This window comes from Pseudomonas sp. Xaverov 83 (assembly GCF_019352905.1).
GTDB classification, from domain to species: Bacteria; Pseudomonadota; Gammaproteobacteria; order Pseudomonadales; family Pseudomonadaceae; genus Aquipseudomonas; species Aquipseudomonas yamanorum.
The window spans coordinates 28,262-52,483 of the sequence record NZ_JAAAFU010000007.1 but is presented as its reverse complement, the minus strand read 5'-3'; the positions used below and the strand labels follow the sequence as shown (position 1 = coordinate 52,483).

Sequence of the window (24,222 nt, the reverse complement as noted above, 5' to 3'; positions counted from 1 at the left end):
ATCGTTAACGACCATCGCGAGCAAGCTCGCTCCTACACAAAGCCGTGACCGTCGGGGAATGGGATGCCGTTACAACGTTTGAATAACCTGTCCGAGATTGCGCCCGATGAATGGAATGGGTTGGTCCCCGCTGATCAGCCGTTTCTGCGCCATGCATTCCTCAGTGCCCTGGAAGACAGCGCCAGCATCGGCCCGCACTCCGGGTGGCAGCCGGAGCATTTGCTGCACTATGAAGGTGGCCGGCTGATTGCCGCGTTGCCCAGCTATCGCAAATGGCATTCGTACGGCGAATACGTGTTCGACCACGGCTGGGCCGATGCCTGCGAGCGGGCGGGCATCGACTATTACCCGAAATTGCTGACGGCCGTGCCCTTCAGCCCGGTCAGCGGCCCGCGCCTGTTGGCCGCCCGCGCCGAGGACGGCTTCGAACTGCTTAAAAGCCTGCCCGGTTACCTGGAAATCGAAGGCCTTTCCAGTGCCCATATCAACTTTACCGACGCCCTGACGGATACCGCGCTGGCTCAACAGCCAGGCTGGCTGCAACGCCTGGGCTGCCAGTTTCACTGGCAGAGCCGGGGTTACCGTGACTTTCAGGATTTCCTCGATGCCCTGAGTTCACGCAAGCGTAAACAGATGCGCAAAGAGCGCGAACAGGTAGCGGGGCAGGGCATTGAGTTCGAATGGTTGCAAGGCCATGAGTTGAGCGAGGCGCAGTGGGATTTTGTCTACGCCTGTTACGCCAACACCTACGCCATACGCCGACAATCGCCGTACCTGACCCGGGCGTTTTTCAGCCTGCTGGCCGAGCGCATGCCCGAGGCGATTCGCGTGGTGCTGGCCAAGCAAGGTTCACGGCCGGTGGCCATGGCCTTCAGCCTGATCGGCGGCGACAGCTTTTATGGGCGTTACTGGGGCTGCCTGGCCGAGTTCGACCGGCTGCATTTCGAGACGTGTTTCTATCAGGGCATGGACTACGCGATTGCCCATGGCCTGCAGCGCTTTGACGCGGGTGCCCAGGGCGAGCACAAGTTGATTCGCGGGTTTGAGCCGGTGATCACGCATTCCTGGCATTACCTGCGACATCCGGGTTTGAAGACCGCGGTGGCGGATTTCCTGGAGCGCGAAAGCGTGGGGATCCTGGCGTATGCCGAGGAGGCGAGGGCAGCCCTGCCTTACCGGCAGGGCTGAACCCGTTTGGCTCAGGCGGGTTTTTCCGTGCCCAGCCATCGATAGGTAATGCCGCCGACCACTGCACCGAGGATCGGCGCCAGCCAGAACATCCACAACTGCTGGAGCGCCCAACCGCCGACAATCAGCGCCGGGCCGGTACTGCGCGCCGGGTTGACCGAGGTGTTGGTGACCGGGATCGAGATCAGGTGGATCAGCGTCAACGCGAGGCCGATGGCGATCGGCGCGAAACCCGCCGGCACGCGGCGGTCGGTGGCGCCGAGGATGATCAGCACGAACATCGCCGTCATCACCAGCTCACACACAAAGCCTGCCGTCATTGAATAACCACCGGGTGAATGCTCGCCGTAGCCGTTGCTCGCCAGGCCTGAGGCCAGTTCGAACCCTGGCTTGCCGCTGGCTATGAAGTACAACAACGCAGCGGCGACGATGCCACCAAATACCTGAGAGATGATGTACGCCGGTAACTCCCTGGCCGGAAATCTTCCGCCCACTACCAGCCCCACTGACACTGCCGGGTTTAGGTGGCAACCGCTGATGTGCCCGATGGCAAATGCCATGGTCAGTACCGTGAGCCCGAACGCCAGGGCCACACCGAGCACCCCGATCCCGACGGGCGACGATGCGGCCAGTACCGCACTGCCGCAGCCACCCAACACCAGCCAAAACGTACCCAGTCCTTCCGTAACGGAACGCTTGAACAGTGACATGAACACATCCTTAGTAGATTGCTCTATCTGATTAACGGGTCTGTGACGCTTCCCTGCTGCCTTAAATCAGGGCCCTCCTGGGGCCTGATTGGAGTACAGCAGGATTGTGTCGCAAGACCAGTGAGATAGAGAAAACTGTCAGAATTGTTCGGAATTGAGGGTACAGTTAACCAACGGAATCAGTCTATTCCGACGAACCCCCCGGTCTGGTGTTGCCACAATCGCGCATACAAACCGCCCTGTGCGAGCAATTCGGCATGGCTGCCGCTTTCGGCAATCTGGCCTTTTTCCAGCACCACCAGCCTGTCCATTCTGGCAATGGTGGAAAGCCGGTGGGCGATGGCGATTACCGTCTTGCCCTGCATCAGGGTTTCCAGGCTTTCCTGGATTGCCGCTTCCACTTCCGAATCCAGCGCGGAGGTGGCTTCGTCCATGATCAGGATCGGCGCGTCCTTGAGCAGCACCCGCGCGATAGCGATCCGCTGGCGTTGCCCGCCGGAGAGTTTGACCCCGCGTTCACCGACGTGGGCGTCCAGGCCGGTACGGCCCTCGGCGTCCGACAGTAACGGGATGAACTCGTCGGCGCGAGCCTTGTGCACCGCGGCCCAAAGCTCTTCATCGGTGGCGTCCGGCTTGCCATACAGCAGGTTGTCGCGGATCGAGCGGTGCAGCAGCGAGGTGTCCTGGGTGATCATGCCGATCTGTTCGCGCAGGGTTTCCTGGGCGACTTCGGCGATGTTCTGGCCGTCGATCAGGATGCGTCCGCCTTGCAGGTCGTACAGGCGCAACAGCAGGTTGACCAGGGTAGATTTACCCGCGCCGGACGGACCGATCAGGCCGATTTTTTCACCCGGTTTAATGTCCAGGTTCAGACCGCTGATGATTCCGCTCTTCTTGCCGTAGTGGAAGTCCACCTGATCGAACCGCACCTCGCCATGGGGCACTTCCAGGCGCGGGGCATTCTCGCGGTCGGTCACTGCCAGCGGTTGGGCGATGGTTTTCAGGCCGTCCTGAACCATGCCGATGTTTTCGAAAATGCCGTTGACCACCCACATGATCCAGCCGGACATGTTCACGATACGAATCACCAGTCCGGTGGCCAGGGCAATGGCGCCCACTGAAATCAGGGATTGGGTCCACAGCCACAGGGCAAGGCCGGTGGTAAAGACAATCAACAGGCCGTTCATGGTGGTGATCACGATGTCCATGCTGGTCACGACGCGGCTGGCCAGCTGGGTTTTCTCGGTTTGCTCGACGATGGCTTCCTTGGCGTAGTTCTGCTCGTAATTCGTATGAGCGAACAGCTTCAAGGTGGTGATGTTGGTGTAGCCGTCGACAATCCGTCCCATCAATTTGGAACGTGCCTCGGAGGAAATCACCGAGCGTTCCTTGACCCGTGGCACGAAGTACCGCAGGGCCAGGCTGTAGGCGATGATCCAGGTGATCAGCGGGATCATCAGGCGCCAGTCGGCTTCGGCGAACAGCACCAGGGCGCTGATGGCGTAGATCGCCACGTGCCAGATCGCGTCCACGGCGGCCACTGCGGAGTCGCGCAGGGAGTTGCCGGTTTGCATGATGCGCTGGGCAATGCGCCCGGCGAAGTCGTTCTGGAAGAAGTTCAGGCTCTGCTTGAGCACGTAGCTGTGGTTCTGCCAGCGGATCAGGCTGGTCATGCCCGGGCTGATGGTCTGGTGCACCAACAGGTCATGCAGGGCGCCGAAGATCGGGCGCAGCAGCAGGGCGACCACGGCCATCCAGATCAGCTCATTGGCGTGGATCTGGAAGAAGTTGGCGGGCGGCGTGCCCTGAGCCAGGTCGATGATGCGGCTCAGGTAGCTGAACAGCGCCACTTCGATCAGCGCGCCGATCAGGCCCACCACCAGCAAGGCGGCAAAGCACGGCCATACCTGGCGCAGGTAATAGATGTAGAAGGGCAGGACTTTATCGGGAGGGGCCGCGCTGGGAGCGTCGCGGAAGATGTCGATCAGTTGTTCAAAACGACGATAGAGCATTAGGTATGACGCCCGCGCGGCGGGCTCTCCTGTTCAAATGTGCGCGGTGCCTTGGGGGCACCGCGCGAAACTCCCTGTAGCCTTCAGTCGATGCGCTTGGCCGACTTGATCAGGACAGGATCGATTGGCACGTTCTGCATGCCCTGTTTGGTGGTGGTTTGCGAGTTGACGATGATGTCGACCACGTCCATGCCCTTGACCACTTTGGCAAATACCGCGTAACCCGCATCACGGCCCGGGTCGAGGAAGGCATTGTCTGCAACGTTGATGAAGAATTGGCTGGTGGCGGAGTTCGGGTCGTTGGTACGCGCCATCGACAGGGTGCCGCGCACGTTATGCAGGCCGTTGCTGGCTTCGTTCTTGATCGGTGCTTCGGTCGGCTTTTGCGACATTTGCGACGTGAACCCACCGCCCTGCACCATGAACCCCGGGATTACCCGGTGAAAAATGGTGTTGGTGTAGAAGCCTTTGTCGACATAGGCCAGGAAGTTCTTGGTACTGATCGGGGCCTTGACCGGGTCCAGTTCGATTTCAATGTCGCCATTGGTGGTGGTGATCAAGACGTGAGGTGCCTTGGCGGGTTCGGCCGCCATCAGGTTGGCAGCGAACAGTACGGAACCGGCAAAGAAGGCGATTTTTTTCAGCATGGGTCAGTGATCCTGGGTTGTGGTTTCGACTGTCTTGAGAAAATCGAGCAGGGTGTTATTGAAGTGTTCGGGTTGATCCAGCGGCGTGGCATGGCGTGAATCTTCGATCACCACCAGCCGCGCATCGGGCAGCAGTTTTACATAGATTTCTTTCTGCGCCACGGGGGTGTAGTCGTGGTCGGCGCTGATGACCAGGGTTGGACAGGAGATTTTCGAAAGTTGTTCCTGTACGCCCCAGCCAACAATTGCATCGAAGCTGGCGAGGTAAGCACGTTTGTCGTTTTTTGCCCAGCGTTCAGCCATCTTGCGCCGCAGTTCGGCTTGTTCGGGCTTGGGAAACAGCATGTTGCCCAGGGCTTTGCCGATGGTGCTCAGGCTTAGGGCGCGTGCCAGGCTCCAGCGCTTGGCCCACTGCCAGTAATCGCCGGCCGTGCGAACCTTGACCTGAGGCGCACTGTTGACGATGCACAGGCTCTTGAGCATTTGCGGTTCATCCACCGCCAGTTGAAAGGCAATCATGCCACCCATGGACAAGCCGACCACGTGGGCCGGGGGCAGTTGCAGGTGTTCGATCAAGGCCACCAGGTCGGCGGTGAAGCCGGCGATGCTGTAGCGCTCCCGGGGTTTGTCGGAGCGTCCGTGACCACGCACATCCACCACGATCAACCAGTAGTGCTGTGACAGTACCGGCACTTGCAGCTCCCAATCTAGGCAACTGGAGCCCAGGCCGTGGATCAGGATCAGCGGAGCGCCATGGCCATATTCCTCGTAATGCAGGGTGCAACCTTCATGTTCGAAATAGGCCATGGGAACTCCTTGTTCAGGCTTGCTGCGGTGCGGCGAACGGCGCGTCCAGTGGGGCAGTGTCGAAGGTGCGCAGCAACTCGACAAGAATCTGCGTGGCCGGGCCCAGGGGTTTGTCCTTGTTCGAGTAAAGATAGAAGGTCGGGTTGCGGCTGCCACCTCGTTCCAGGGGGAGTAGCTTGAGCAGGCCTTCCTTGAGTTCGCGTTCGATCAGGTGCCGGGGCAACCAGGCGAAGCCCAGGCCGCTGCTGACAAAGGTCGCTGCGGTGGGCAGGCTGCCGACGGTCCAGCGTTGCTCGGCGCCGAGCCAGCCGACGTCCCGTGGCTGCTGGCGGCCGGAGTCGCGGATCACCACCTGCATATGGCTTTCCAGGTCCTGGAAGCTCAGTTCGCGGTGCAGTTGGTGCAGCGGGTGTTCGGGGTGGGCCACGGCGACAAATTCGACGTCGCTCATTTCCGTCCCCAGGTAACCCGGAATGATGAACCCGCTGATGGCGAGGTCGGCCATGCCGTCCATCAACAGTTCCTCGACACCGGACAACACCTCCTCGCGCAGGCGTACCCGACAGCCACGGCTTTGCGGCATAAAGGCGGTGAGGGCGCGCACCAGGCGGGCGTTGGGGTAGGCCGCGTCGACCACCAGCCGCACCTCGGCCTCCCAGCCTTGTTCCATATGGTGGGCCAGGTCTTCAAGCTGGCTGGCGTTTTTCACCAGTTGCCGGGAGCGGCGCAGCAGCACTTCACCCGCTTCGGTGAGCACCGCCTTGCGCCCGTCGATGCGCAGCAGCGGCACGCCGAGTTGGTCCTGCATACGGGCCACGGTGTAGCTCACCGAGGATTGCGAGCGGTGCAGCGCTTCGGCCGCCTGGGCGAAGCCGCCATGGTCGACCACGGCTTGCAGGGTGCGCCATTGATCAAGGGTAACGCGGGGCGCTTTCAAGATGAGCTCCTCTTGTCCTAAGCTGGCGGTCCTTATTGGAGACTGCCGAATGAGAAAATTCTGTTGTGTGCTGCTGACGCTGCTGCCGTTGAGTGCGTTTGCATTCAGTACCGATGTGACGAAAGACATTCAGGGCGTGAAGATCGATTACAGCGCGTCGGACGTCGACAGCAACATCAGTTCGATCCAACTCACCAACTACGGCCCCAATGACGCGGAGTGCAAGGTACGCTTTACCAATGGTCCGGAAGCGCCGCGTACCCGCAAGGTCACGGTCGCAGCAGGGAAAACTACCAACACCACGGTCAATTTCAGCCGTGCCATTATCAAGATGCGTATCCAACTGACCTGCGCACCGAAATAAGGCAAAAGCGGAGGACGCCTACAGCAATACTCCGCTTATAAACAAATTTCTAGATGGGTTATAGCAATTTTTTACGCTTTTTAATCGAACGGGCTCTGATTAACCTTCACTCCATCGCCTTACAGCATTCACCGATGGAGCTTACATAATCATGGCCCGTGTTCTGATCATCGAAAGCAGCGCCCGTCAGCAGGACTCAATCTCCCGCCAACTGACCCAACAATTCATCAGTCAATGGAAAGTCGCTCACCCGGCTGATCAGATCACCGTACGTGACCTCGCCATCAACCCCGTGCCGCACCTGGACGCCAACCTGCTGGGTGGCTGGATGAAACCTGCCGAACAGCGCAGCACGATCGAACAGGCTTCCCTGGATCGCTCCAACGAACTGACCGATGAGCTGCTGGCCGCCGATGTGTTGGTGATGGCCGCACCGATGTACAACTTCGCGATTCCCAGCACTCTAAAGGCCTGGCTGGACCATGTGCTGCGTGCCGGTGTGACCTTCAAGTACACCGCCACCGGCCCCCAGGGCCTGCTGACCGACAAGCGCGCCTTTGTACTGACCGCCCGCGGCGGCATTCATGCCGGCGGCAGCACCGACCACCAGGAACCGTACCTGCGTCAGGTCATGGGCTTTATCGGCATCCACGACGTCACGTTCATTCACGCCGAAGGGGTGAACCTGGGCGGTGACTTCCAGGAAAAGGGCGTGAACCAGGCCAAGGCACTGCTCGCCCAAGTGGCGTGAGATGTTAATCGTCAGATAATCGCCCGCTGTTTAGATAGCTCCACGCAACCCTTCAAGTACGCGTATCGAACCTCCCTTTGCACTTTTTGCTCCTGAGTGCTCCCGCCCGACTGACGCTTTTAGCGAGGTCGGGTTTTTTTTGCCTTGAGTTTCGTAAAGCCCCGAAAACCGCTAATGTCGCGCCCATTCAAAATGAGGCGAGCATGGGCTATCTACTTGTTGTGACGCTGATCCAGGCGTTTTCCTTCAGCTTGATCGGCGAATACCTGGCCGGTCACGTCGACAGTTACTTTGCGGTGCTGGTGCGCGTGCTGTTGGCCGGGCTGGTGTTTATCCCACTGACCCGCTGGCGCTCGGTAGAACCGGCGTTCATGCGCGGCATGCTGTTGATCGGCGCGCTGCAGTTTGGCGTGACTTACGTATGTCTGTATTTGAGCTTCAGAGTACTGACGGTGCCGGAGGTGTTGCTGTTCACCATCCTCACGCCGTTGCACGTGACCCTGATCGAAGACGCCCTGAACCGCCGCTTCAATCCGTGGGCGCTGGTGGCCGCATTGGTAGCGGTGACGGGAGCGGCGGTGATCCGCTTTGACCAGATCACCCCGAACTTCTTCGTGGGCTTCCTGCTGCTGCAACTGGCGAACTTCACCTACGCTGCCGGGCAGGTGCTTTATAAGCACTTGGTGGCCCGCCATCCGAGCGATCTACCGCACTATCGGCGCTTTGGTTACTTCTACCTCGGCGCGTTGGCGGTGGCATTGCCGGCGTTCCTGATGTTCGGCAAGGCCAATTTCCTGCCGGAAGCACCGTTGCAATGGGGCGTTTTGGTGTTCCTCGGGCTGGTCAGTACGGCACTGGGCATGTACTGGTGGAACAAGGGCGCGTGCATGGTCAATGGCGGCACATTGGCGGTGATGAATAACCTGCATGTGCCGGTGGGGTTGTTGCTGAACTTGCTGATCTGGAATCAGCATGAGCCGCTCGGCAGGCTGTTCCTGGGTGGCTCGGTGATCCTGGCGGCGGTGTGGATCAGCCGGTTGGGCCTGCGGTCGTCGGCGCCAACTGCGTCACCAAAAAATCAATGAACGTGCGGGTCTTTTGCGGCACGCGTCGCGCTGACGAGTAAACCGCGTTGATGGTGATTGCCGGCGCCTGCCATTCGCAGAGCACCGGCACCAGGCGTCCGGCGTTCAGGGCGTCTTCGACGATAAAGTCCGGCAACAGGGCGATGCCCATCCCGGCTTCTGCCGCCTGGGCCAGCAGGTCGCCATTGTTGGCGTGTAGAGGGCCGGTAACGTTGACCCGCTGGGTTTCCTGGCCCTTGCTCAGTTGCAGGCTGACGCCGCTTTGCAGATAGCCATAATTGAGGCATTGGTGCTGGCGCAGGTCTTGCGGGGTTTGCGGTGTGCCCGCGCGTGCCAGGTAGGCTGGCGCTGCCACCATGATTCGTGGTGCCGGCGCCAGTTGGCGAGCGATCATCGTTGAGTCTGGCATGCTGGCGATACGGATGGTCACATCGAACCCGCCGCGTACCGGGTCCACCTGCTGGTCGCTGAGCACCAGTTGCAGCTCGATATGCGGATGCTGTTCATGGAACAGCGGAATCAATCTTCCCAGGCGGTGCAGCCCGAACGACATCGGCGCATTGACCCGCAACACTCCCCGTAGCTCCCCTATGCCGTCTCTGGCTCTCTGTTCGGCCTCATCCAGGGCGGCCAGTACTTCACGTGCCGCTTCAAAATACTCGGCCCCGGCCTCTGTCAAATGCAGGCTGCGGGTGGTGCGCTGAAGCAGTTGCACGCCTATGGCTTCTTCCAGAGCCTGAATCTGTTTGCTGACTTTTGAGCGCGGTACGTCCATGGCGCGCGCGGCGGCCGCAAAGCCGTTCTCGCCGACGGTGACGACAAACGCGCGCATGCATTCAATGCGATCCATGATTGTCCCTTTTTTAGAATCAATGATTCTCAATTTTAGGTAATTGTCTCGATTTTATCCAGCCCGTAAAGTTACTTCCAAGCCGCCAGCAAAGCTTCAAAGCGGCGCTGAACGCACCCCTTACCGAATCGAAAACATTAAAAGGAAGTCACCATGTCTATTCGCGAATTGCTCAACCCAACCAACTCCACCCTGATCTTGATCGACCACCAGCCACAGATGGCCTTTGGCGTGCAGTCGATCGATCGCCAGACCCTGAAGAACAACACGGTGGCGCTGGCCAAGGCCGCCAAGATCTTCAACGTGCCGACCATCCTGACCTCGGTTGAGACCAAGAGCTTCAGCGGCTACATCTGGCCGGAGCTGTTGAACGTGTTCCCGGACCAGCAGCCGATCGAGCGCACTTCGATGAACTCCTGGGAAGACAAGGCACTGGTGGCCGCGGTGAAGGCCACCGGCCGCAAGAAGCTGATCATGGCGGCCCTGTGGACCGAGGTTTGCCTGAACTTCCCGGCCCTGGAAGCCCTGGCCGAAGGCTACGAGGTGTACATCGTCACCGATGCCTCCGGCGGCACCAGCAAAGAAGCGCACGACATGTCGGTGCAGCGGATGATTCAGGCCGGCGCGGTACCGGTCACCTGGCAGCAAGTGCTGCTGGAGTACCAGCGTGACTGGGCTCACAAAGAGACTTACGACGCGGTGATGGGCCTGGTCCTGGAGCACAGCGGTGCTTACGGCATGGGCGTGGATTACGCCTACACCATGGTGCACGGTGCGCCGCAGCGTCAGGTCAAGTAAGGCTGAACGCAAAAAAAAACGGCACAACGCAGGTTGTGCCGTTTTTTGTTGTTACATCACTGCCTTTTCCGCCGGGGGCAGGTGACTGGCCCCCAGCACCGCCGGCAACATCCCCGCCCGCAAGTCACCGCCACTCGGCTGCTGGTACAGGCTCAAGCCAAACTCCGGCAGTACTGCCAGCAGGTAATCGAAGATATCGCCTTGGATCCGCTCGTAGTCAGCCCATGCGGTGGTGCGGGTGAAGCAGTAGATCTCCAGCGGAATGCCCTGGGCCGTGGTCTGCATCTGCCGCACCATGCAGGTCATGTTCGGCTGGATTTCCGGATGGCTTTTCAAATAGGCCAAGGCATACGCGCGGAAGGTGCCGATATTGGTCATGCGCCGACGGTTGGCCGACATCGCGGCGACATTTCCCTGGGCTTCGTTCCAGGCCTTGAGCTCGGCCTTCTTGCGGCTCATGTAGTCGGTCAGCAGGTGTACCTGGGAAAGCCTCAGCTCTTCGTCGTCGCGGATGAAACGCACGCCGCTGGCATCGATGTACAGGCTGCGCTTGATTCGCCGGCCACCGGAAGCCTGCATGCCGCGCCAGTTCTTGAACGACTCGGACATCAGGCGCCAGGTGGGAATCGAGACGATGGTCTTGTCGAAGTTCTGCACCTTCACGGTGTGCAGGGTGATGTCCACCACGTCACCGTCCGCGCCGACCTGGGGCATTTCGATCCAGTCGCCGACCCGCAGCATGTCGTTGCTGGTCAACTGCACGCTGGCGACGAACGACAGCAGGGTGTCCTTGTAGACCAACAGGATCACTGCCGACATCGCACCCAAACCGGAAAGCAGCAAGAGCGGCGAGCGGTCGATCAAGGTGGCGACGATGATGATGGCGCCAAACACGAACAGCACCATTTTCGCCAACTGCACGTAGCCCTTGATCGAGCGGGTGCGGGCGTGTTCGGTGCGGGCGTAGATATCCAGCAGGGCGTTGAGCAGTGCACTGATCGCCAGCACCATGAACAGAATGGTGAACGCCAGGGCGACATTGCCGATGAACAGGGTGGCGGTCTTGCTCAAGTCCGGCACCAGGTACAGGCCGAACTGGATCACCAGCGACGGCGTCATCTGCGCCAGGCGGTGGAAGACTTTGTTGTGCCGCAGGTCGTTGAGCCAGTGCAGCGCGGGTTGCCGGCCCAGCAACTTGACGGCGTGCAGGATGAGGTACCGAGCCACTCGTCCGAGCAGCAATGCCACCACCAGCAACACCACCAGCGCCAGGCTGGAGTGCAGCAGCGGATGTTCGTCGAGGGTGCCCCAAAGGTCTTTGACGTTGAGCCAGAGCTGTTTGATATCCATGGGTAAACGCGATTCTTCTGTAGGACGTGACGGGGCGATTAGAGCATTTAAGCAAGTCAAAGTTGTCGTTGTGGACAAATTCTCTGACAAAAAAGCGGCTGATTAACGCAGTTCGCGTAAAGAAACTCGGCCTGAGCGCCCGAAACCGTTACCCTATGCAGCTGTTTTTTTGTATTTCTTCGAGGTAGCACCCGTGTTTTCCCAATTCGCCCTGCACGAACGCCTGCTCAAAGCCGTGGCCGAGCTTAAATTTGTCGAGCCAACGCCTGTGCAAGCAGCGGCCATCCCGCTCGCGCTCGAAGGGCGTGACCTGCGGGTGACGGCTCAAACCGGGAGTGGCAAGACCGCCGCTTTCGTCCTGCCGATTCTTAACCGTCTGATCGGCCCGGCGAAAGTCCGTGTCAGCATCAAGACCCTGATCCTGCTGCCGACCCGCGAACTGGCCCAGCAGACCTTGAAGGAAGTGGAGCGCTTCTCGCAGTTCACCTTCATCAAGTCCGGCCTGATCACCGGCGGTGAAGACTTCAAGGTCCAGGCTGCCATGCTGCGCAAGGTGCCGGACATCCTGATCGGCACCCCGGGCCGGATGATCGAACAACTGAACGCCGGCAACCTGGACCTCAAGGAAGTTGAAGTCCTGGTGCTCGACGAAGCCGACCGCATGCTCGACATGGGCTTTGCCGACGACGTGCAGCGCCTGGTGCAAGAGTGCGTGAACCGCCAGCAGACCATGCTGTTCTCGGCCACCACCGGTGGTTCGACCCTGCGTGACATGGTTGCCAAGGTCCTGAACAACCCTGAGCACTTGCAGGTCAACAATGTCAGCGACCTGAACTCGACCACCCGTCAGCAGATCATCACCGCTGACCACAACGTGCACAAAGAGCAGATCCTCAACTGGTTGCTGGCCAACGAGACCTATCAGAAGGCCATCGTGTTCACCAACACCCGGGCCATGGCCGACCGTATATACGGTCGCCTGGTGGCTCAGGAGTACAAGGCGTTCGTCCTGCACGGTGAAAAAGACCAGAAGGACCGCAAGCTGGCCATCGACCGCCTCAAGCAAGGCGGCGTGAAGATCCTGGTGGCCACCGACGTTGCCGCCCGCGGCCTGGACGTGGATGGCCTGGACATGGTGATCAACTTCGACATGCCCCGCAGCGGCGACGAATACGTACACCGTATCGGTCGTACCGGGCGTGCTGGCAACGATGGCCTGGCGATCTCGCTGATCTGCCATGGCGACTGGAACCTGATGTCGAGCATCGAGCGCTACTTGAAGCAGTCGTTCGAGCGCCGCACCATCAAGGAAGTCAAAGGCACCTACGGCGGGCCGAAGAAGGTCAAGGCGTCGGGCAAGGCTGTTGGCGTGAAGAAGAAAAAGGTCGACGCCAAGGGCGACAAGAAGAAGGCCGGTGCCAAGTCGCCGACCAAACGCAAGATTGCCAACCGTCCAAAGACCGACAACCTGTCGTTGGTCAGCAAGGATGGCATGGCGCCTCTGAAGCGCCGCAAGCCGGAAGCACCGGCTGCCGAGTAAGGCTTGAGCCATAAAAAAACCGGACAATGTCCGGTTTTTTTTCGCCTCAGTTTTTGGCTTTTGCAGCGGCCTCGTCCATTTCCTTGAGGCGCTGTTCGATCAGTTGGCACTTGTCGGGCAGGTCTGCGCTGGCGGTTTCCAGCTTCATGTTCTGCAGCTCTTCGTTGATCTCCTTGGCCTTCTCCGGGTTCTGTTGGGTGAGCTTGGTCACCTCCTTGGCCAGTTGTTCACGCTTGGCGGTGGCTTCTTCCAGCGTGCAGGCCCAGGCGGGCAGGGCGGCGAGCAGCGTGGCCGCGACGGCCATATTCAGCAGGGTTTTCATGATTCGGACCTCCATGGCGATGATGTTCGGTTGAGGGTTGCGAACGCTTAAAAGTTCAGCGAAATCGCGCCTGTCCGCTAGGCTGAACGGACGATGGGTCCGGCATGTCACACCTTTGAAGGGCCTATTTCGTGTGCCTTCAGGAGGAATCAGGATGACGACTTACGATTGGGATTTGATCGAACGATTGCTGCATGAGGTACAGAACGGTGGCGCCAACTTCGCCCCGCGCAAATATGCCGAAGAGGAAGCGACTAGAAGGGCTGCTGCCGGAGAGCACATCGGTAATCTCGATGAGTTTAAAAAGCTCGCAGCGGATTACGAGGCGTTATTGTTCAAGCACGGCTTTATTGAGTCGAGGTCAGAGGAAGAGTGCGGCAATGGTGAGAATTTCAAATTGACCCTGCGCGGCTCTCAGCTGCTGAGCCTGATCGACAGCAGCATCCCCGGCGATAATCACCCGCGGCAGGTGCTGGACGAGCAGGCGGATGCGCTGGATCCGGCGACGTTTGACGAAGTGTCGTCGAAAGCACAGATTGCCTGATGTCTACGGGGTGCCAGCCTTTAGGCATTTAAGGGCCTTGAAGTCGCTGCGCACCTTGTCGATCTTCTGCGTGAGCTTCTGGCGTTGCTGTACGGTGCTTTGCGCCATCAGGTCGACGATCAAACTACGGGCTGCGGTTTCGGTCTGGGCGTAGGCCTGGCGGTACTCCGGGGTCCACAGGCTTTCGCGGTCCACCAGCAGTTGCTCGATCTTCTGTGGGAAATCGCTGCTATGGCGGTCTTTGACCGCTGCGATAAATAGCGTTTGCCAGTGGGCGCGGTTGCCAATCCATTGTTGGTTCTGCTCACCCAAGGCGATCGACCAGGCGGTGACGCGATTCTGCTGGCTGACGCTTAACGGCCCGAGCCACGCATCGAGGCGCTTGTTCATACGCTCGGCGCGCTCCTTGATCTGCTGCTCGAGGGGCGGTTTCAGGTATTCGTCCTGACGCTTGCGCAGGTCCTTGGCGAATGCCTGCTCCATATCCTGTACTTGCTGGTCGTCCAGCCCCTGCAATAGCTCGACGGCGGACGGCGTGATCGCCCGGGCGCTTTCGGCAATGGCTTGCTTGGCCTCGGTAGTCCGGGTTTGCAGGGCTGCGTCGGTCACCTGGTTGTTGTCGACCATCTGTTGCAGGCGGTCGAGCCAGTCCAGGTAGCCCGGCAATTGAGTGGTGCAATGCCAAGCCAGGTGTTCCTTGAGTTTGTCGTTGAACCTGCTCTTCTGCCCGGCATTCATCTCCAGGTAGTCGCTGAGGGTCCAGGGGATGATCACATCCAGATTGCGATAGGCCAGGCCTACCCGATTGCAGCCGGCGAGTACCAGGCTGAGGGTCAGCAACATCACCAGAAGTTTTAACCGGCGCAGCATGAGCGAGTCCTTGCGCAGACGAGAGTATTGCATCTGAACCCGTCAGTGCAGCGACAGTTCAGCCCATCAATAAAACGCCCGCTCTGCTTTCAGGGTCAATAGTCCGTCGCATTGCGAGTTGTGTCCGGAGTAGGCTGAGCAATCGCCGCCGCTGAGGCTGGAGTCGCTGTAGATCAGGTTCAGGTCGACGCCCATCCACGGCCGGGAGAATTGCACTGACCAATCGCTGAAACTGCGGATGGAGCTGCCATCGGCGACTGAGACCGGAGTGCCCAGTTGGTGGGTGGTGTACTTCATGCTGACGCCGATGCCAAAAGGCTTGGTGCCGCCGAGGTCGGCAAACAAGGTGCTGTCCTGGCGGTCCGGGTCGTTGCTGAAGGAGGCGCCGAAGCGGTTGCCCAGCACGGTCAGGCCGCCGTAGAACTCCTGGCTGTCGAGGGGGCTCAGCTTGGGATAGCTGTAGTGAATCATCCCCAGTTCGTAGCCCAGGGTCTGGTCAAAAGGGCGCTTGAAGCCCAGGTAGGAATCGACTTCCAGATTGCTGGTAGGGGAAATCCCCATACTCGGTGAGAATTGGCCGAGGTACAGGCCGCTGCCGTGGCTCAGGTCCAGACCGCCGTGGAACGAGTCGCTCCCGGGTGCGGTGGGTTTTACCAGGCCTTGGGCCATGCTTCGGCTGGGTGTCGTGCCCAATTTCAGGTCGAAATCACCCAATTCACGCTGGAAAACCTGCGCTTCGGCAAGGGGGCAGGCCAACAGGGCACCGGCCAGGAAAATGCAGGATTTGAGCATGCTTCACTCCATGAAAAGCGAGGAGCAGTAACGGGAAAAATCAGGCAAATGCCCGATCTAGACGTGTGCAAGCATACCGGCGATGGTTCGCAGATGAAGCCCGTTCGTCGATTGGTGTAAAAGGGGGTGGATCAGAGGGTGTTGCGGGCTCTAGTCCTAGCGCCTTGAAAGGCAAAGCGCTTAGGGACCAGGTGTGATGCGCCAGTATTACTTTTTACCCAGGGTGATCTGCTTGGACGGGCCGAAAGTCTGGCCGCTTACGCCTTTGGCAATCTGCTGGATTTCGCCGCCCTGCTTGAGGAATGCAGCGATTTGGCTGTTGATCGATTCGCTGGTTTCAACGGCGGGAGCTGGCTTTGCTTTGCTGTTGGATGCTTTTACGCGCATGGCGGCCACTAACCTGTAGAAAATTAACTTGGCCATGTATCGTACATGAAATGCTTGACAATTGCTTGGCAAATATCCCCCTGAAATATACGGCGGGCTTATGAATTGTCTGCAATGAATGATTGAAATAGTCACCTAACTTGCTGTTTTAAATCGAAACCGAGCAAGAAAACATGCCCGGGGCGCCTGCAGAATTCAGGCTGATGATCTGACGAGCGGAGCGCCGTCCGGCAAACCCATGATTTTTCAGGGCTGTACGCCGCTACACGGGACCGCCGCCGTCAACTCGGGTAGAATGCCGCCCACGCAATGAGGGTATTTGAGATGGCTTTAGTCGGGCGCTACAACAGCTTGCAAGTGGTTAAACACACTAACTTTGGTTTGTACCTGGATGGTGATCAAGAGGGCGAAATCCTCTTGCCCAACCGTTATATCCCCAAAGATATTCCCAGTGAAGATGAAGACTGGCTCAACGTTTTCATTTATCTGGACAGCGATGACAAACTTATCGCGACCACCGAAAAACCAAAAGTACAGGTGGGTGAATTTGCCAGTCTGAAAGTGGTTGAAGTCAACAGCATCGGTGTATTCCTCGATTGGGGCCTGCCGAAGGATTTGCTGCTGCCTTACTCCGAAGAAAAGCGCCAGCTGACCGCGGGTGAATATTGCGTGGTGCATGTCTACCTCGACAAACACACCAAGCGCATCACCGCCACTGCGCGCCTTGACCGCTACCTGGACAAGACCCCGGCCACCTACAAGGTCGGCCAGGAAGTTGATTTGTTGGTGGCCGAGGCCACCGACATGGGCTTCAAGGCCATTATCAACAACAAGCACTGGGGCCTGATCCACAAGAACGAAGTGTTCAAGTTCCTGCGCCCGGGCAAGGAAGAGAAAGGCTTCATCAAGGAAATCCGCGCCGATGGCAATATCAGCCTGAGCCTGCAGCCGGTCGGTGAAGAAGCGGCCTCCAGCCTGAACTCGAAGATCCTCGCCAAGCTGCGTGACAACAACGGCACCTTGCCGGTCAGCGATAAAAGCGATCCGGCAGTGATCAGCAGTTTGTTCGGTGTCAGCAAAGGCAACTTCAAGAAGGCCATCGGTGCCCTCTACAAACAGGGTCACATCGTGATCCATGCGGATCGCATTGAACTAAGCTGATCCGGGTTTGCTCTTTTGTAGGAGCACGTTCGCTCCTACAAAAGGCCCGCCAGGATGTCCAGGAAAACACTCTTCGCCTACATCGGCACCTTGCTTGCTTTTCTGATCCTCGACGGTCTTTGGCTCGGCGTCCTGATGGGGCCGACCTACAAAGCGCTGCTCGGCCCACTGATGCTCGACCAGCCGCGCCTGTTCCCGGCCGCGGCGTTCTATCTCCTCTACGTATTCGGTTGTGTGGTGTTTGTCGTCCTTCCGGCTTTGGCGAGCGGCGGCTGGCAGCGTGCCGCGCGGCTGGGCGCATTCCTGGGGTTGGTGGCTTATGGCACTTATGATCTGAGCAATTGGGCGACTTTGCAGGGCTGGTCCGCCGGGCTAGCCATCATGGATATTGCGTGGGGTACCTTCCTCAGCGCCGTTTGCTGCACCGTCGGCTATCAATGTGCACGCAGGGTGCGCAATTGATTGTGTACAGGATTGGTCTGCACCATTCCTGAGCGAGCCTGCAGCGTCTAATCATCCCTGCTCCATTGTGTAACCTTCTGAAGACCGTTGTTTCAGAGGGATTGTGCCGAGTTTTAATTCATTGGCACGCATTCTGCTCATCAACTCGTATACAAACGATGCCGCCTCCCGTACGCACTCCCGTCGCGGGTGGCAGGCCGGTATTTACGAGGAGCCCTGCGATGACCGAACAATTACCCAAAGGCTACAGCCCGCGCCTGTACAACCAGGACCTGGGGCCGCTGCCGCAAAAATGGAACTGGTACAACATCTTCGCCTTCTGGATGAGCGACGTGCACAGCGTCGGCGGCTACGTATTCGCCGCCAGCCTCTTCGCCCTGGGGCTGGCCAGTTGGCAAGTGTTGATTGGCTTGCTCGCCGGGATTTGCATTGTGCAATTGATCGCCAATCTGGTGGCCAAGCCGAGCCAACAGGCGGCGGTGCCTTACCCGGTGATCTGCCGGCTGGCCTTTGGGGTTTTTGGGGCGAACATCCCGGCAGTGATTCGCGGCTTGATCGCGGTGGCCTGGTACGGGATCCAGACGTACCTGGCGTCCAGCGCACTGATCATTGTGGTGCTGCGCTTTTTCCCACAGATGGCGGCATACGCAGAGCCGCATTTTGCCGGTCTGTCGTACTTGGGCTGGTTTGGTTTTCTCAGCCTGTGGACGCTCCAGGCGCTGGTGTTCTGGGCCGGCATGGAATCCATCCGTCGTTTTATCGACTGGGCGGGGCCCATCGTCTATGCGGTGATGTTTGCCCTGGCCGGCTGGATAGTCTGGAAGGCGGGCTGGGCGAATATCAATTTCACCCTGGCGGAAAAGTCCCTGTCAGGCTGGCAAGCGTTTGGCCAAATCATCGTGGCGACCGCCTTGGTGGTGTCGTACTTCTCCGGGCCAACCCTGAATTTCGGTGATTTCAGCCGCTACTGCCGGACGATGAAGGACGTACGTCGCGGCAACTTCTGGGGCCTTCCGGTAAATTTCCTGGCGTTCTCCTTGGTCACCGTGGTGATCGTCTCGGGCACCTTGCCGGTGTTTGGTGAAATGCTCCACGACCCAATCGCTACCGTTTCGCGCATCGACAATGACATGGCCGTGCTGCTGGGGGCGTTCGCCTTCGTTACCGCGACCATCGGCATCAACATCGTGGCCAACTTCGTCTCGCCGGCCTTTGATTTTGCCAACGTGGCACCGAGCAAAATCAGCTGGCGTGCCGGTGGAATGATTGCGGCGGTGGCGTCGATCTTCATCACTCCATGGAACCTGTTCAACAACCCGTTGATGATCCACTACACCCTCGACATCCTTGCCGCGTTTATCGGGCCGTTGTTCGGGATTCTGCTGGTGGATTTCTACCTGATCAAAAAACAGAAGATCGACGTGGATGCGCTGTTCGATGACAGCCCGAGCGGACGCTACTACTTTGACGGCGGCGTAAACTGGACGGCGGTCAAGGCACTGGTGCCCGCGACGCTGGTGGGCGTCGCGATCACCTTTACCCCGGCGCTACAGGGCATGGCCAACTTCGCCTGGTTTACCGGCTGCTTCCTGGGTGGGCTGTTTTTCCTGGTGCTGGCGCGGCGTGAACAGGTTCGCGCGCCTGTGCCGATGATTGCCGGCTGACCAGTACCGATCCGGCCACTAGCAATCCGGCGCCGGCGACCACCAGCGCCGGTTGCAGGCCACCGCTGAGGTGGCTGCTCACCGACGCCAGCAACGGCCCGCTCAATTGGCCGATTGCAAAGCTGGCGGTCAGCAACCCGGTGCTGCGCTGGTAGCCGTGGGGGGCGACCTCACGCAAGCGCGCCATCACCAGTTGCATGCACGCCAGGAATGGCCCGCCGCACAGCAACACTCCCAGCGCCAGGCCCCAACCGTTGCCCAGCAGGCAGGCAAACACCCCGGCCGCTTGCAGCCAAAGGGTGGTCATCAGCCAGCGACGGGTGGTGTGCGGGTCCTTGCGGCGCAAGCTCGCGACCACCACGCCAATCGCAGCAGCCAGGCCAAAGCAGGGCCAGAACAGGTCCGCCTGCCAGGCGCCTTTGAATTGCGCGCTGGCCATCTGTGACAGGAACGTCGCCGGGATGATGTAGCCAAGGCCATACAACACGTAGATCCAGCACAGGTGAGTGATGCTGCCGTTGCTGGCCACGTCGGTGTGGCTGGCAACGGGGGAGCTGGTGGCGGAAGGCTTGGGCAGGAACGGCAGGATTGCCAGCAGCATGACCAGCGCGACCACGCCATACACCAGCCACAAGGTCGCAGAATCTTGCCCCAGCAGGTTGGAGCCCAGCGCCAGCAGCCCGGTCAACAGAATCCCCAGCCCCGGCCCGGCAAATACCAGTGCACCCAAGCGTGGGCGCCCGGCGGCAATGGCCAGTGGCTGGCTGAGGCTAGTGATCATCACCAACGCCCAGGCGCTCGCCACGCCGGTACCGAAGCGCAACAGCAGATGCGGCCAGAACCCATGGGCCCAGTACGACGCTAGGGTCAGCAGCACACATAACCACAGCCCACCGTACAAACGTCCGCGTACATGGTGATGGCTGCGGGCGAATATCGAATCCACCGCGCCGACGAAATAGCCCAGGTAGTTGGCCGCCGCAATCAGGCCAGCGCCGGTCAGGTCGATCTGGCCTTCGCTGAGCAAATGCGGCATTTGCGGGGTGAGTGCGAAGCGGCCAATGCCCATGGCCATCATCAAGGCGATAAAGCTGGCTAGTAAGCGGATCAGCGGTGACATGATGTTTTTTCCTGGGAGCAGCGAGTGACCATCAGGCTAAAGCGGATTGACTTTCTGTAAAAATGAATAATAGTGAGTAACTTGTTCAGTTTTGGAGAAAGGTGATGGAGTTTAGTCAATTGCGGATTTTCCAGGCCGTGGCCGAGGAGGGCTCCATCACCCGTGCCGCCGAGCGTTTGCACCGGGTGCCGTCCAACTTGTCGACCCGGCTTAAACAAATGGAAGAACAGCTCGGCGTCGAACTGTTCGTGCGCGAGCGTCAGCGTTTGCAGCTTTCTCCCGCAGGCAAAGTATTGCTGGACTACAGCGCGCGCCTGCTGGCCCTGCATGACGAAGCCCATGGCGCGGTGCAGGGCGGGCAACCGGCCGGCGACTTTGTGCTCGGCAGTATGTACAGCACGGCGGCGATTCATTTGCCCAAGCTGCTGGCGCGTTACCACAAGGCCTATCCGATGGTGAACCTGCAGGTGCAGTCGGCCCCCAGTGGTGAACTGCTGGAAGGATTGATCACCGGGCGCCTGGACGCCGCGCTGGTGGACGGGCCGTTGACCCTCGCCACCCTCGATGGCGTGCCGCTGTGCGAAGAGCGCCTGCTGCTGATCTGCGAGGCGGATCACCCGCCCGTGCGTGGGCCGCAGGATGTTGCCGGCCGCTCGGTGTTCACTTTCCGACGCAGTTGCTCCTACCGGGCGCGCCTGGAAGCCTGGTTTTCCCACGACCGCGTGGCTATGGGCCGGGCTATCGAGATCGAGTCCTACCAGGGCATGCTGGCCTGTGTGATCGCCGGATCCGGGGTGGCGCTGATGTCGGAATCGATGCTCGACAGCTTGCCGGGCAAGGACAGCGTGTCCATTCATCCGTTGGCGGAGCCATTTGCCAGCGCCACCACTTGGTTAATGTGGCGCAAGGGCATGCTCGGCGCTAACCTCAATGCGTGGATTGATCTGCAACACGAGGGCAAGGTGCTACCGGAAACCGAAACCAGAGCGATCGCTTGAACGATCCGTCAGGATTTTGATCAATTCAGTAATAGTTCGTTGTGGTTTCGTTCAAGCAATACGTAGGACTTAAGACTACTATCTGTAGGAAGCGGCCACAGAATTCCAGCCGCTCGGCATTACCCCAAGGGGGCACCATGAAAGAGAAACTGCAAAACTGGCTGCACGACCTCGGCGTCGCACTCGGCTTGATCGAGCCACCGCTGCAACCGGTGCCAATCCGCACCGATGACGAGCAGCGTCGCCCACGTCGCAGGTAAGTCCTGGAAAGCGCTCAAGCACGTTTGTTTGGGCGCGGTCAGGTGGTCTTCCCACGTATTGAAGTCATGATTGATCATGACCTGTCCCTGTGTACTTCTATTCTTCGTCTGGCCTTGGCCGGACGTTTTCGTTTCTGGGGGTTGGTGAGTTTCTCAAAAGCGCCTGCTTTCAGAAACCCTTCAAGAACCCTTCAAGGATTTTGTTTAATCACGCCACGGTGATACGGATAAGTCGTCCGAACTTGTAAGCGTCAATCAGACCTCGGTGTTAAGCGTCGGAAGTGGACTACCTGTTTATCAGAGTTGACTGGCTTATTGGATTCTAAAGATAAGCGTAGGTTGAGTTTCATCACGAAAAGATTTGTATCGTTTGTAGTTCTACAAACTCCCAACTTTATTGAATTCCGATCTCCGGGGCATGAGTCAGTCAGAATTGTTGGAGACAAAACTATGATGTTCTCTTCCGTTCCGCCAGTCGCCGCTTCACTTATCGCCACTACCGAAAATATTTTGCATATCGCACCTGCGTCGAGAGGCTGGAAGGCTGACGCACCCAGCAACGTAGTGTTTTTCCCTCCGACATTAACCAAGCAAGCTCTGCTTATACAGATTGGACTTCTGCGACCATCAACGATCATTATCGCGGACCAAGTTATCGATGCCGACGTCATCGGCCAATGGCGTATATCTCATCCATTTGGAAACCTCCACTTGGTCCGTCGTGGTGCGAGTCTGGATAAGGTGCGTCTTGATCTTTGCGAGTCCAACGATATTCAAGTAATCAATACACCAGGCATTAACGCGCCGCATGTCGCCGCCTATATTGCGCACTGGTTGACACTGGCGGATGGCTCCATGCCCCGTGATATCTGTGTGCTGGGATACGGCAATGTAGGGAAAGAGCTTGTTAAGTTACTACTTGATCAAGATCCGGGTGTTCGGATCAAGGTGTTGGATCGACGTGATGGAGTAGCGGGCAATATCGGGAAAGCCTCTTCCGATTGTAGAGTCTCATTTGCCGCTAACTGGCTCGACGCGCTGGAGGGTGCCTATGCGGTCGCCATATGCGTGTCCTTGAATGATGAATCCGCGCATCGCATTGATCGGACCCTCATTCAACGTCTGCACAGACAAGCTCGCCTGGTCTGTGTCTCCAAGCCGGATGTCTTTAGCGATGATGCTTTGCAGACCCTGGCAATGGCTGAAGACATCCAGCTGGTATTGGACTACGGCCCCCGGACATTGGATGCGTTTCGGATGCGCGCACAAGCGCTCGGCTGCTGTGTCTCCACGTGGCGCAAGCCGGCGACGCTGACGACACAGGCGGCCACCACCGAAGCCTGCCATTGCGACCTCGACTATGCGGTCTCTGTGCAACTGAGCTTGATGGCCTTGCGCGGCCTTGTCAGGCGCAAGCTTGCACACTCATTGACGATCCCCTCTCAGCAGGCCGATGCCGGTGCGCCGCGCGTGTCGATCATCGGCAGAGGTATCAACGGCCTGCTCCAGGCTGTGACGTTCCGCCTGGCGAATTATCAGGTCATGGTTTACGGAGGAAATCAGGAGCGCGATGGCGCCAGTCACAAGCAGGTGAACATGCGTCATCTGTCAGCAACGGAGACGACTGCAAAGCCGCTGCATAACGATTATCTGACTCCCGGAAATCAGTACTTGGCCGTTGAGTGCAATCGAGCAGGCATCGAGCTGTTTGAAAAGCTCCTGGCCGACAACCCGTCGTTGGCGCGATTCGCGCGGTCGCGGATTGTGCGCGCCTATGTAGACGGCGCCAGTGGCGTAGAGGCCGCGATCAGCGAGCAACGCGATATCGAAAACAGGCCTTGGCCGAGTGGCAAGCCGGGACGTGAACTTGCAGAGATCGGTCAACTGCAATTCCAGGCAACGTATGGCGTCCCTGGGGTCTGTCGGGCGATTGAGGTGTCGGGCTACGATCTGGAGTTCAGCCATCTTATGGAGGAGATGGCGTCGCTTTTGCAGGGCTCCGGGGTCCAGTTCATGCCCCAGCGCCTAAGCCCGATCCAAATTGCTGACCTGAGTAGAGAGCACTTCGTCGTCACCGCCATGGGGGTAGAGGAGCCGGAGGTAGTTGCGATTATTGGCTGGTTTTTCAAGCTTCGCGCCGTTGGTAATGAAGGTGTCGAAATGCGCGGACTCAAGCTGCAGTACGATCTGCCAATCGGCGTCATGAATTGCCGGTTGGACGGGGACTGCATTCTTGTCTCAGGCGGGCAGGTTCCGCCCGATTCGACGCCGCAGTACAAGGAGCAGATACGGGCGGCGTGCCTGGCTGCTGTTTCTCGGCACTTTCCACAGTCCTACGCCAGGGCGATCGAACGTGGCGACTTGCAGCTTATCGAATGTGCCAGGCCCGGCACCGCAGATGGACTTTCAATCGTCCATTGGTCCGCCTACAACCGAATTGTGGCGGGGGCAACTTACGCCGCAGGTACAACCCAGGGATTGGTTTGGGCCTCTTTGGTGCAGGCCGTCATCCAGGCAAGAGCGCCGGCGGTTTCGGCAATGTGGGAATAAAAAAAACGGGTGCGACATCCGACGTCGCACCCGCTGAAGAAAGCTTCTTTCAA

25 protein-coding genes are annotated in these 24,222 nt (G+C 59.0%); 13 read left to right on the top strand and 12 right to left on the bottom strand.

The features are described from left to right. Positions 1 to 63: 63 nt before the first annotated feature. On the top strand, positions 64 to 1,188 hold the full coding sequence (locus tag K0H47_RS02975; protein WP_219271910.1) for a GNAT family N-acetyltransferase: 1,125 nt from the start codon (positions 64 to 66) through the stop codon (positions 1,186 to 1,188). Between the two features lie 11 nt (positions 1,189 to 1,199). On the opposite strand, the gene aqpZ is transcribed toward K0H47_RS02975, so the two are convergent. From aqpZ to K0H47_RS02950, 5 genes are all read right to left on the bottom strand, one after another. Further along, entirely contained in the window at positions 1,200 to 1,898 is a 699-nt protein-coding gene (aqpZ, locus tag K0H47_RS02970) for an aquaporin Z (protein WP_093200604.1), read from the bottom strand. Positions 1,899 to 2,077: 179 nt separating this feature from the next. Then, complete coding sequence (locus K0H47_RS02965; RefSeq protein ID WP_063032496.1) at positions 2,078 to 3,910, bottom strand: ABC transporter ATP-binding protein; 1,833 nt, start codon at positions 3,908 to 3,910, stop codon at positions 2,078 to 2,080. An 83-nt stretch (positions 3,911 to 3,993) separates the two neighbouring features. After that, positions 3,994 to 4,557 (bottom strand): peptidylprolyl isomerase, encoded by a 564-nt coding sequence (locus K0H47_RS02960; RefSeq protein WP_063032494.1) that lies wholly within the window; start codon positions 4,555 to 4,557, stop codon positions 3,994 to 3,996. A gap of 3 nt (positions 4,558 to 4,560) precedes the next feature. Then, positions 4,561 to 5,364 (bottom strand): alpha/beta fold hydrolase, encoded by an 804-nt coding sequence (locus K0H47_RS02955; RefSeq protein ID WP_219271908.1) that lies wholly within the window; start codon positions 5,362 to 5,364, stop codon positions 4,561 to 4,563. 13 nt (positions 5,365 to 5,377) lie between these two features. Further along, entirely contained in the window at positions 5,378 to 6,301 is a 924-nt protein-coding gene (locus K0H47_RS02950; RefSeq protein ID WP_003210710.1) for a LysR family transcriptional regulator, read from the bottom strand. Between the two features lie 49 nt (positions 6,302 to 6,350). Here K0H47_RS02950 and K0H47_RS02945 point away from each other — a divergent pair, with 49 nt between their 5' ends. The 3 genes from K0H47_RS02945 to K0H47_RS02935 all read left to right on the top strand — a co-directional run bounded on the left by K0H47_RS02945 (position 6,351) and on the right by K0H47_RS02935 (position 8,501). Continuing rightward, positions 6,351 to 6,665 (top strand): hypothetical protein, encoded by a 315-nt coding sequence (locus tag K0H47_RS02945; protein ID WP_063032490.1) that lies wholly within the window; start codon positions 6,351 to 6,353, stop codon positions 6,663 to 6,665. 151 nt (positions 6,666 to 6,816) lie between these two features. Beyond that, positions 6,817 to 7,416, top strand: coding sequence for an FMN-dependent NADH-azoreductase (locus tag K0H47_RS02940; RefSeq protein WP_063032488.1), 600 nt, complete (start codon positions 6,817 to 6,819; stop codon positions 7,414 to 7,416). A gap of 203 nt (positions 7,417 to 7,619) precedes the next feature. Further along, positions 7,620 to 8,501, top strand: a complete 882-nt coding sequence (locus K0H47_RS02935; protein ID WP_063032486.1) for a carboxylate/amino acid/amine transporter — start codon at positions 7,620 to 7,622, stop codon at positions 8,499 to 8,501. Here the strand turns inward: K0H47_RS02935 and K0H47_RS02930 are convergent. Then, the gene (locus tag K0H47_RS02930; RefSeq protein ID WP_218263643.1) at positions 8,446 to 9,351 is read right to left on the bottom strand and encodes a LysR family transcriptional regulator; all 906 of its coding nucleotides are present in this window, start codon (positions 9,349 to 9,351) and stop codon (positions 8,446 to 8,448) included. The genes K0H47_RS02935 and K0H47_RS02930 overlap by 56 nt on opposite strands. Positions 9,352 to 9,504: 153 nt before the next feature. On the opposite strand from K0H47_RS02930, the gene K0H47_RS02925 reads away from it, so the two are divergent. After that, positions 9,505 to 10,149: a hydrolase gene (locus K0H47_RS02925; protein WP_063032481.1), complete on the top strand. Its 645-nt coding sequence runs from the start codon at positions 9,505 to 9,507 to the stop codon at positions 10,147 to 10,149. A 51-nt stretch (positions 10,150 to 10,200) separates the two neighbouring features. On the opposite strand, the gene K0H47_RS02920 is transcribed toward K0H47_RS02925, so the two are convergent. Continuing rightward, positions 10,201 to 11,499, bottom strand: coding sequence for a mechanosensitive ion channel family protein (locus tag K0H47_RS02920; RefSeq protein ID WP_063032480.1), 1,299 nt, complete (start codon positions 11,497 to 11,499; stop codon positions 10,201 to 10,203). 193 nt (positions 11,500 to 11,692) lie between these two features. Here K0H47_RS02920 and K0H47_RS02915 point away from each other — a divergent pair, with 193 nt between their 5' ends. Further along, on the top strand, positions 11,693 to 13,039 hold the full coding sequence (locus K0H47_RS02915) for a DEAD/DEAH box helicase (RefSeq protein ID WP_063034035.1): 1,347 nt from the start codon (positions 11,693 to 11,695) through the stop codon (positions 13,037 to 13,039). A 46-nt stretch (positions 13,040 to 13,085) separates the two neighbouring features. Here the strand turns inward: K0H47_RS02915 and K0H47_RS02910 are convergent, their stop codons facing one another. Next, entirely contained in the window at positions 13,086 to 13,361 is a 276-nt protein-coding gene (locus tag K0H47_RS02910; RefSeq protein ID WP_219271906.1) for a hypothetical protein, read from the bottom strand. A gap of 154 nt (positions 13,362 to 13,515) precedes the next feature. On the opposite strand from K0H47_RS02910, the gene K0H47_RS02905 reads away from it, so the two are divergent. Next, a complete protein-coding gene (locus tag K0H47_RS02905) occupies positions 13,516 to 13,905 on the top strand; it encodes a hypothetical protein (protein WP_063032476.1) in 390 nt (129 codons plus the stop codon). Between the two features lie 3 nt (positions 13,906 to 13,908). Here the strand turns inward: K0H47_RS02905 and K0H47_RS02900 are convergent, their stop codons facing one another. From K0H47_RS02900 to K0H47_RS02890, 3 genes are all read right to left on the bottom strand, one after another. Beyond that, positions 13,909 to 14,775 carry a DUF6279 family lipoprotein gene (locus tag K0H47_RS02900; RefSeq protein WP_219271904.1) on the bottom strand — a complete coding sequence of 289 codons (867 nt, stop codon included), beginning with the start codon at positions 14,773 to 14,775 and terminating at the stop codon, positions 13,909 to 13,911. 66 nt (positions 14,776 to 14,841) lie between these two features. Further along, positions 14,842 to 15,567: a TorF family putative porin gene (locus tag K0H47_RS02895; RefSeq protein ID WP_201142828.1), complete on the bottom strand. Its 726-nt coding sequence runs from the start codon at positions 15,565 to 15,567 to the stop codon at positions 14,842 to 14,844. 207 nt (positions 15,568 to 15,774) lie between these two features. Then, entirely contained in the window at positions 15,775 to 15,954 is a 180-nt protein-coding gene (locus tag K0H47_RS02890; protein ID WP_003210722.1) for a hypothetical protein, read from the bottom strand. A gap of 324 nt (positions 15,955 to 16,278) precedes the next feature. Between K0H47_RS02890 and K0H47_RS02885 the strand changes: the two genes are divergently transcribed. From K0H47_RS02885 to K0H47_RS02875, 3 genes are all read left to right on the top strand, one after another. Beyond that, positions 16,279 to 17,115: a S1 RNA-binding domain-containing protein gene (locus K0H47_RS02885; RefSeq protein ID WP_017479141.1), complete on the top strand. Its 837-nt coding sequence runs from the start codon at positions 16,279 to 16,281 to the stop codon at positions 17,113 to 17,115. A gap of 54 nt (positions 17,116 to 17,169) precedes the next feature. Continuing rightward, entirely contained in the window at positions 17,170 to 17,577 is a 408-nt protein-coding gene (locus tag K0H47_RS02880) for a DUF2177 family protein (RefSeq protein WP_219271902.1), read from the top strand. 221 nt (positions 17,578 to 17,798) lie between these two features. After that, complete coding sequence (locus K0H47_RS02875; protein WP_219271900.1) at positions 17,799 to 19,241, top strand: NCS1 family nucleobase:cation symporter-1; 1,443 nt, start codon at positions 17,799 to 17,801, stop codon at positions 19,239 to 19,241. Here the strand turns inward: K0H47_RS02875 and K0H47_RS02870 are convergent. After that, positions 19,153 to 20,361, bottom strand: coding sequence for an MFS transporter (locus K0H47_RS02870; protein WP_219271899.1), 1,209 nt, complete (start codon positions 20,359 to 20,361; stop codon positions 19,153 to 19,155). The genes K0H47_RS02875 and K0H47_RS02870 overlap by 89 nt on opposite strands. A 104-nt stretch (positions 20,362 to 20,465) precedes the next feature. Here K0H47_RS02870 and K0H47_RS02865 point away from each other — a divergent pair, with 104 nt between their 5' ends. The 3 genes from K0H47_RS02865 to K0H47_RS02860 all read left to right on the top strand — a co-directional run bounded on the left by K0H47_RS02865 (position 20,466) and on the right by K0H47_RS02860 (position 24,169). Then, a complete protein-coding gene (locus tag K0H47_RS02865) occupies positions 20,466 to 21,359 on the top strand; it encodes a LysR family transcriptional regulator (RefSeq protein WP_219271897.1) in 894 nt (297 codons plus the stop codon). A gap of 137 nt (positions 21,360 to 21,496) precedes the next feature. Then, entirely contained in the window at positions 21,497 to 21,619 is a 123-nt protein-coding gene (locus K0H47_RS30975) for a PA1414 family protein (protein ID WP_003210728.1), read from the top strand. 450 nt (positions 21,620 to 22,069) lie between these two features. Next, entirely contained in the window at positions 22,070 to 24,169 is a 2,100-nt protein-coding gene (locus K0H47_RS02860) for an FAD-dependent oxidoreductase (protein WP_219271896.1), read from the top strand. Positions 24,170 to 24,222: the final 53 nt, after the last annotated feature.

What these genes read in the sequence shown, in the direction of transcription:
- K0H47_RS02975 (WP_219271910.1), top strand. Translation starts at nt 64, where the DNA reads ATGCCGTTACAACGTTTGAATAACCTGTCCGAGATTGCGCCCGATGAA.
- aqpZ (WP_093200604.1), bottom strand. Translation starts at nt 1,898, where the DNA reads ATGTCACTGTTCAAGCGTTCCGTTACGGAAGGACTGGGTACGTTTTGG.
- K0H47_RS02965 (WP_063032496.1), bottom strand. Translation starts at nt 3,910, where the DNA reads ATGCTCTATCGTCGTTTTGAACAACTGATCGACATCTTCCGCGACGCT.
- K0H47_RS02960 (WP_063032494.1), bottom strand. Translation starts at nt 4,557, where the DNA reads ATGCTGAAAAAAATCGCCTTCTTTGCCGGTTCCGTACTGTTCGCTGCC.
- K0H47_RS02955 (WP_219271908.1), bottom strand. Translation starts at nt 5,364, where the DNA reads ATGGCCTATTTCGAACATGAAGGTTGCACCCTGCATTACGAGGAATAT.
- K0H47_RS02945 (WP_063032490.1), top strand. Translation starts at nt 6,351, where the DNA reads ATGAGAAAATTCTGTTGTGTGCTGCTGACGCTGCTGCCGTTGAGTGCG.
- K0H47_RS02940 (WP_063032488.1), top strand. Translation starts at nt 6,817, where the DNA reads ATGGCCCGTGTTCTGATCATCGAAAGCAGCGCCCGTCAGCAGGACTCA.
- K0H47_RS02935 (WP_063032486.1), top strand. Translation starts at nt 7,620, where the DNA reads ATGGGCTATCTACTTGTTGTGACGCTGATCCAGGCGTTTTCCTTCAGC.
- K0H47_RS02930 (WP_218263643.1), bottom strand. Translation starts at nt 9,351, where the DNA reads ATGGATCGCATTGAATGCATGCGCGCGTTTGTCGTCACCGTCGGCGAG.
- K0H47_RS02925 (WP_063032481.1), top strand. Translation starts at nt 9,505, where the DNA reads ATGTCTATTCGCGAATTGCTCAACCCAACCAACTCCACCCTGATCTTG.
- K0H47_RS02920 (WP_063032480.1), bottom strand. Translation starts at nt 11,499, where the DNA reads ATGGATATCAAACAGCTCTGGCTCAACGTCAAAGACCTTTGGGGCACC.
- K0H47_RS02910 (WP_219271906.1), bottom strand. Translation starts at nt 13,361, where the DNA reads ATGAAAACCCTGCTGAATATGGCCGTCGCGGCCACGCTGCTCGCCGCC.
- K0H47_RS02905 (WP_063032476.1), top strand. Translation starts at nt 13,516, where the DNA reads ATGACGACTTACGATTGGGATTTGATCGAACGATTGCTGCATGAGGTA.
- K0H47_RS02900 (WP_219271904.1), bottom strand. Translation starts at nt 14,775, where the DNA reads ATGCTGCGCCGGTTAAAACTTCTGGTGATGTTGCTGACCCTCAGCCTG.
- K0H47_RS02895 (WP_201142828.1), bottom strand. Translation starts at nt 15,567, where the DNA reads ATGCTCAAATCCTGCATTTTCCTGGCCGGTGCCCTGTTGGCCTGCCCC.
- K0H47_RS02890 (WP_003210722.1), bottom strand. Translation starts at nt 15,954, where the DNA reads ATGCGCGTAAAAGCATCCAACAGCAAAGCAAAGCCAGCTCCCGCCGTT.
- K0H47_RS02885 (WP_017479141.1), top strand. Translation starts at nt 16,279, where the DNA reads ATGGCTTTAGTCGGGCGCTACAACAGCTTGCAAGTGGTTAAACACACT.
- K0H47_RS02880 (WP_219271902.1), top strand. Translation starts at nt 17,170, where the DNA reads ATGTCCAGGAAAACACTCTTCGCCTACATCGGCACCTTGCTTGCTTTT.
- K0H47_RS02875 (WP_219271900.1), top strand. Translation starts at nt 17,799, where the DNA reads ATGACCGAACAATTACCCAAAGGCTACAGCCCGCGCCTGTACAACCAG.
- K0H47_RS02870 (WP_219271899.1), bottom strand. Translation starts at nt 20,361, where the DNA reads ATGTCACCGCTGATCCGCTTACTAGCCAGCTTTATCGCCTTGATGATG.
- K0H47_RS02865 (WP_219271897.1), top strand. Translation starts at nt 20,466, where the DNA reads ATGGAGTTTAGTCAATTGCGGATTTTCCAGGCCGTGGCCGAGGAGGGC.
- K0H47_RS30975 (WP_003210728.1), top strand. Translation starts at nt 21,497, where the DNA reads ATGAAAGAGAAACTGCAAAACTGGCTGCACGACCTCGGCGTCGCACTC.
- K0H47_RS02860 (WP_219271896.1), top strand. Translation starts at nt 22,070, where the DNA reads ATGATGTTCTCTTCCGTTCCGCCAGTCGCCGCTTCACTTATCGCCACT.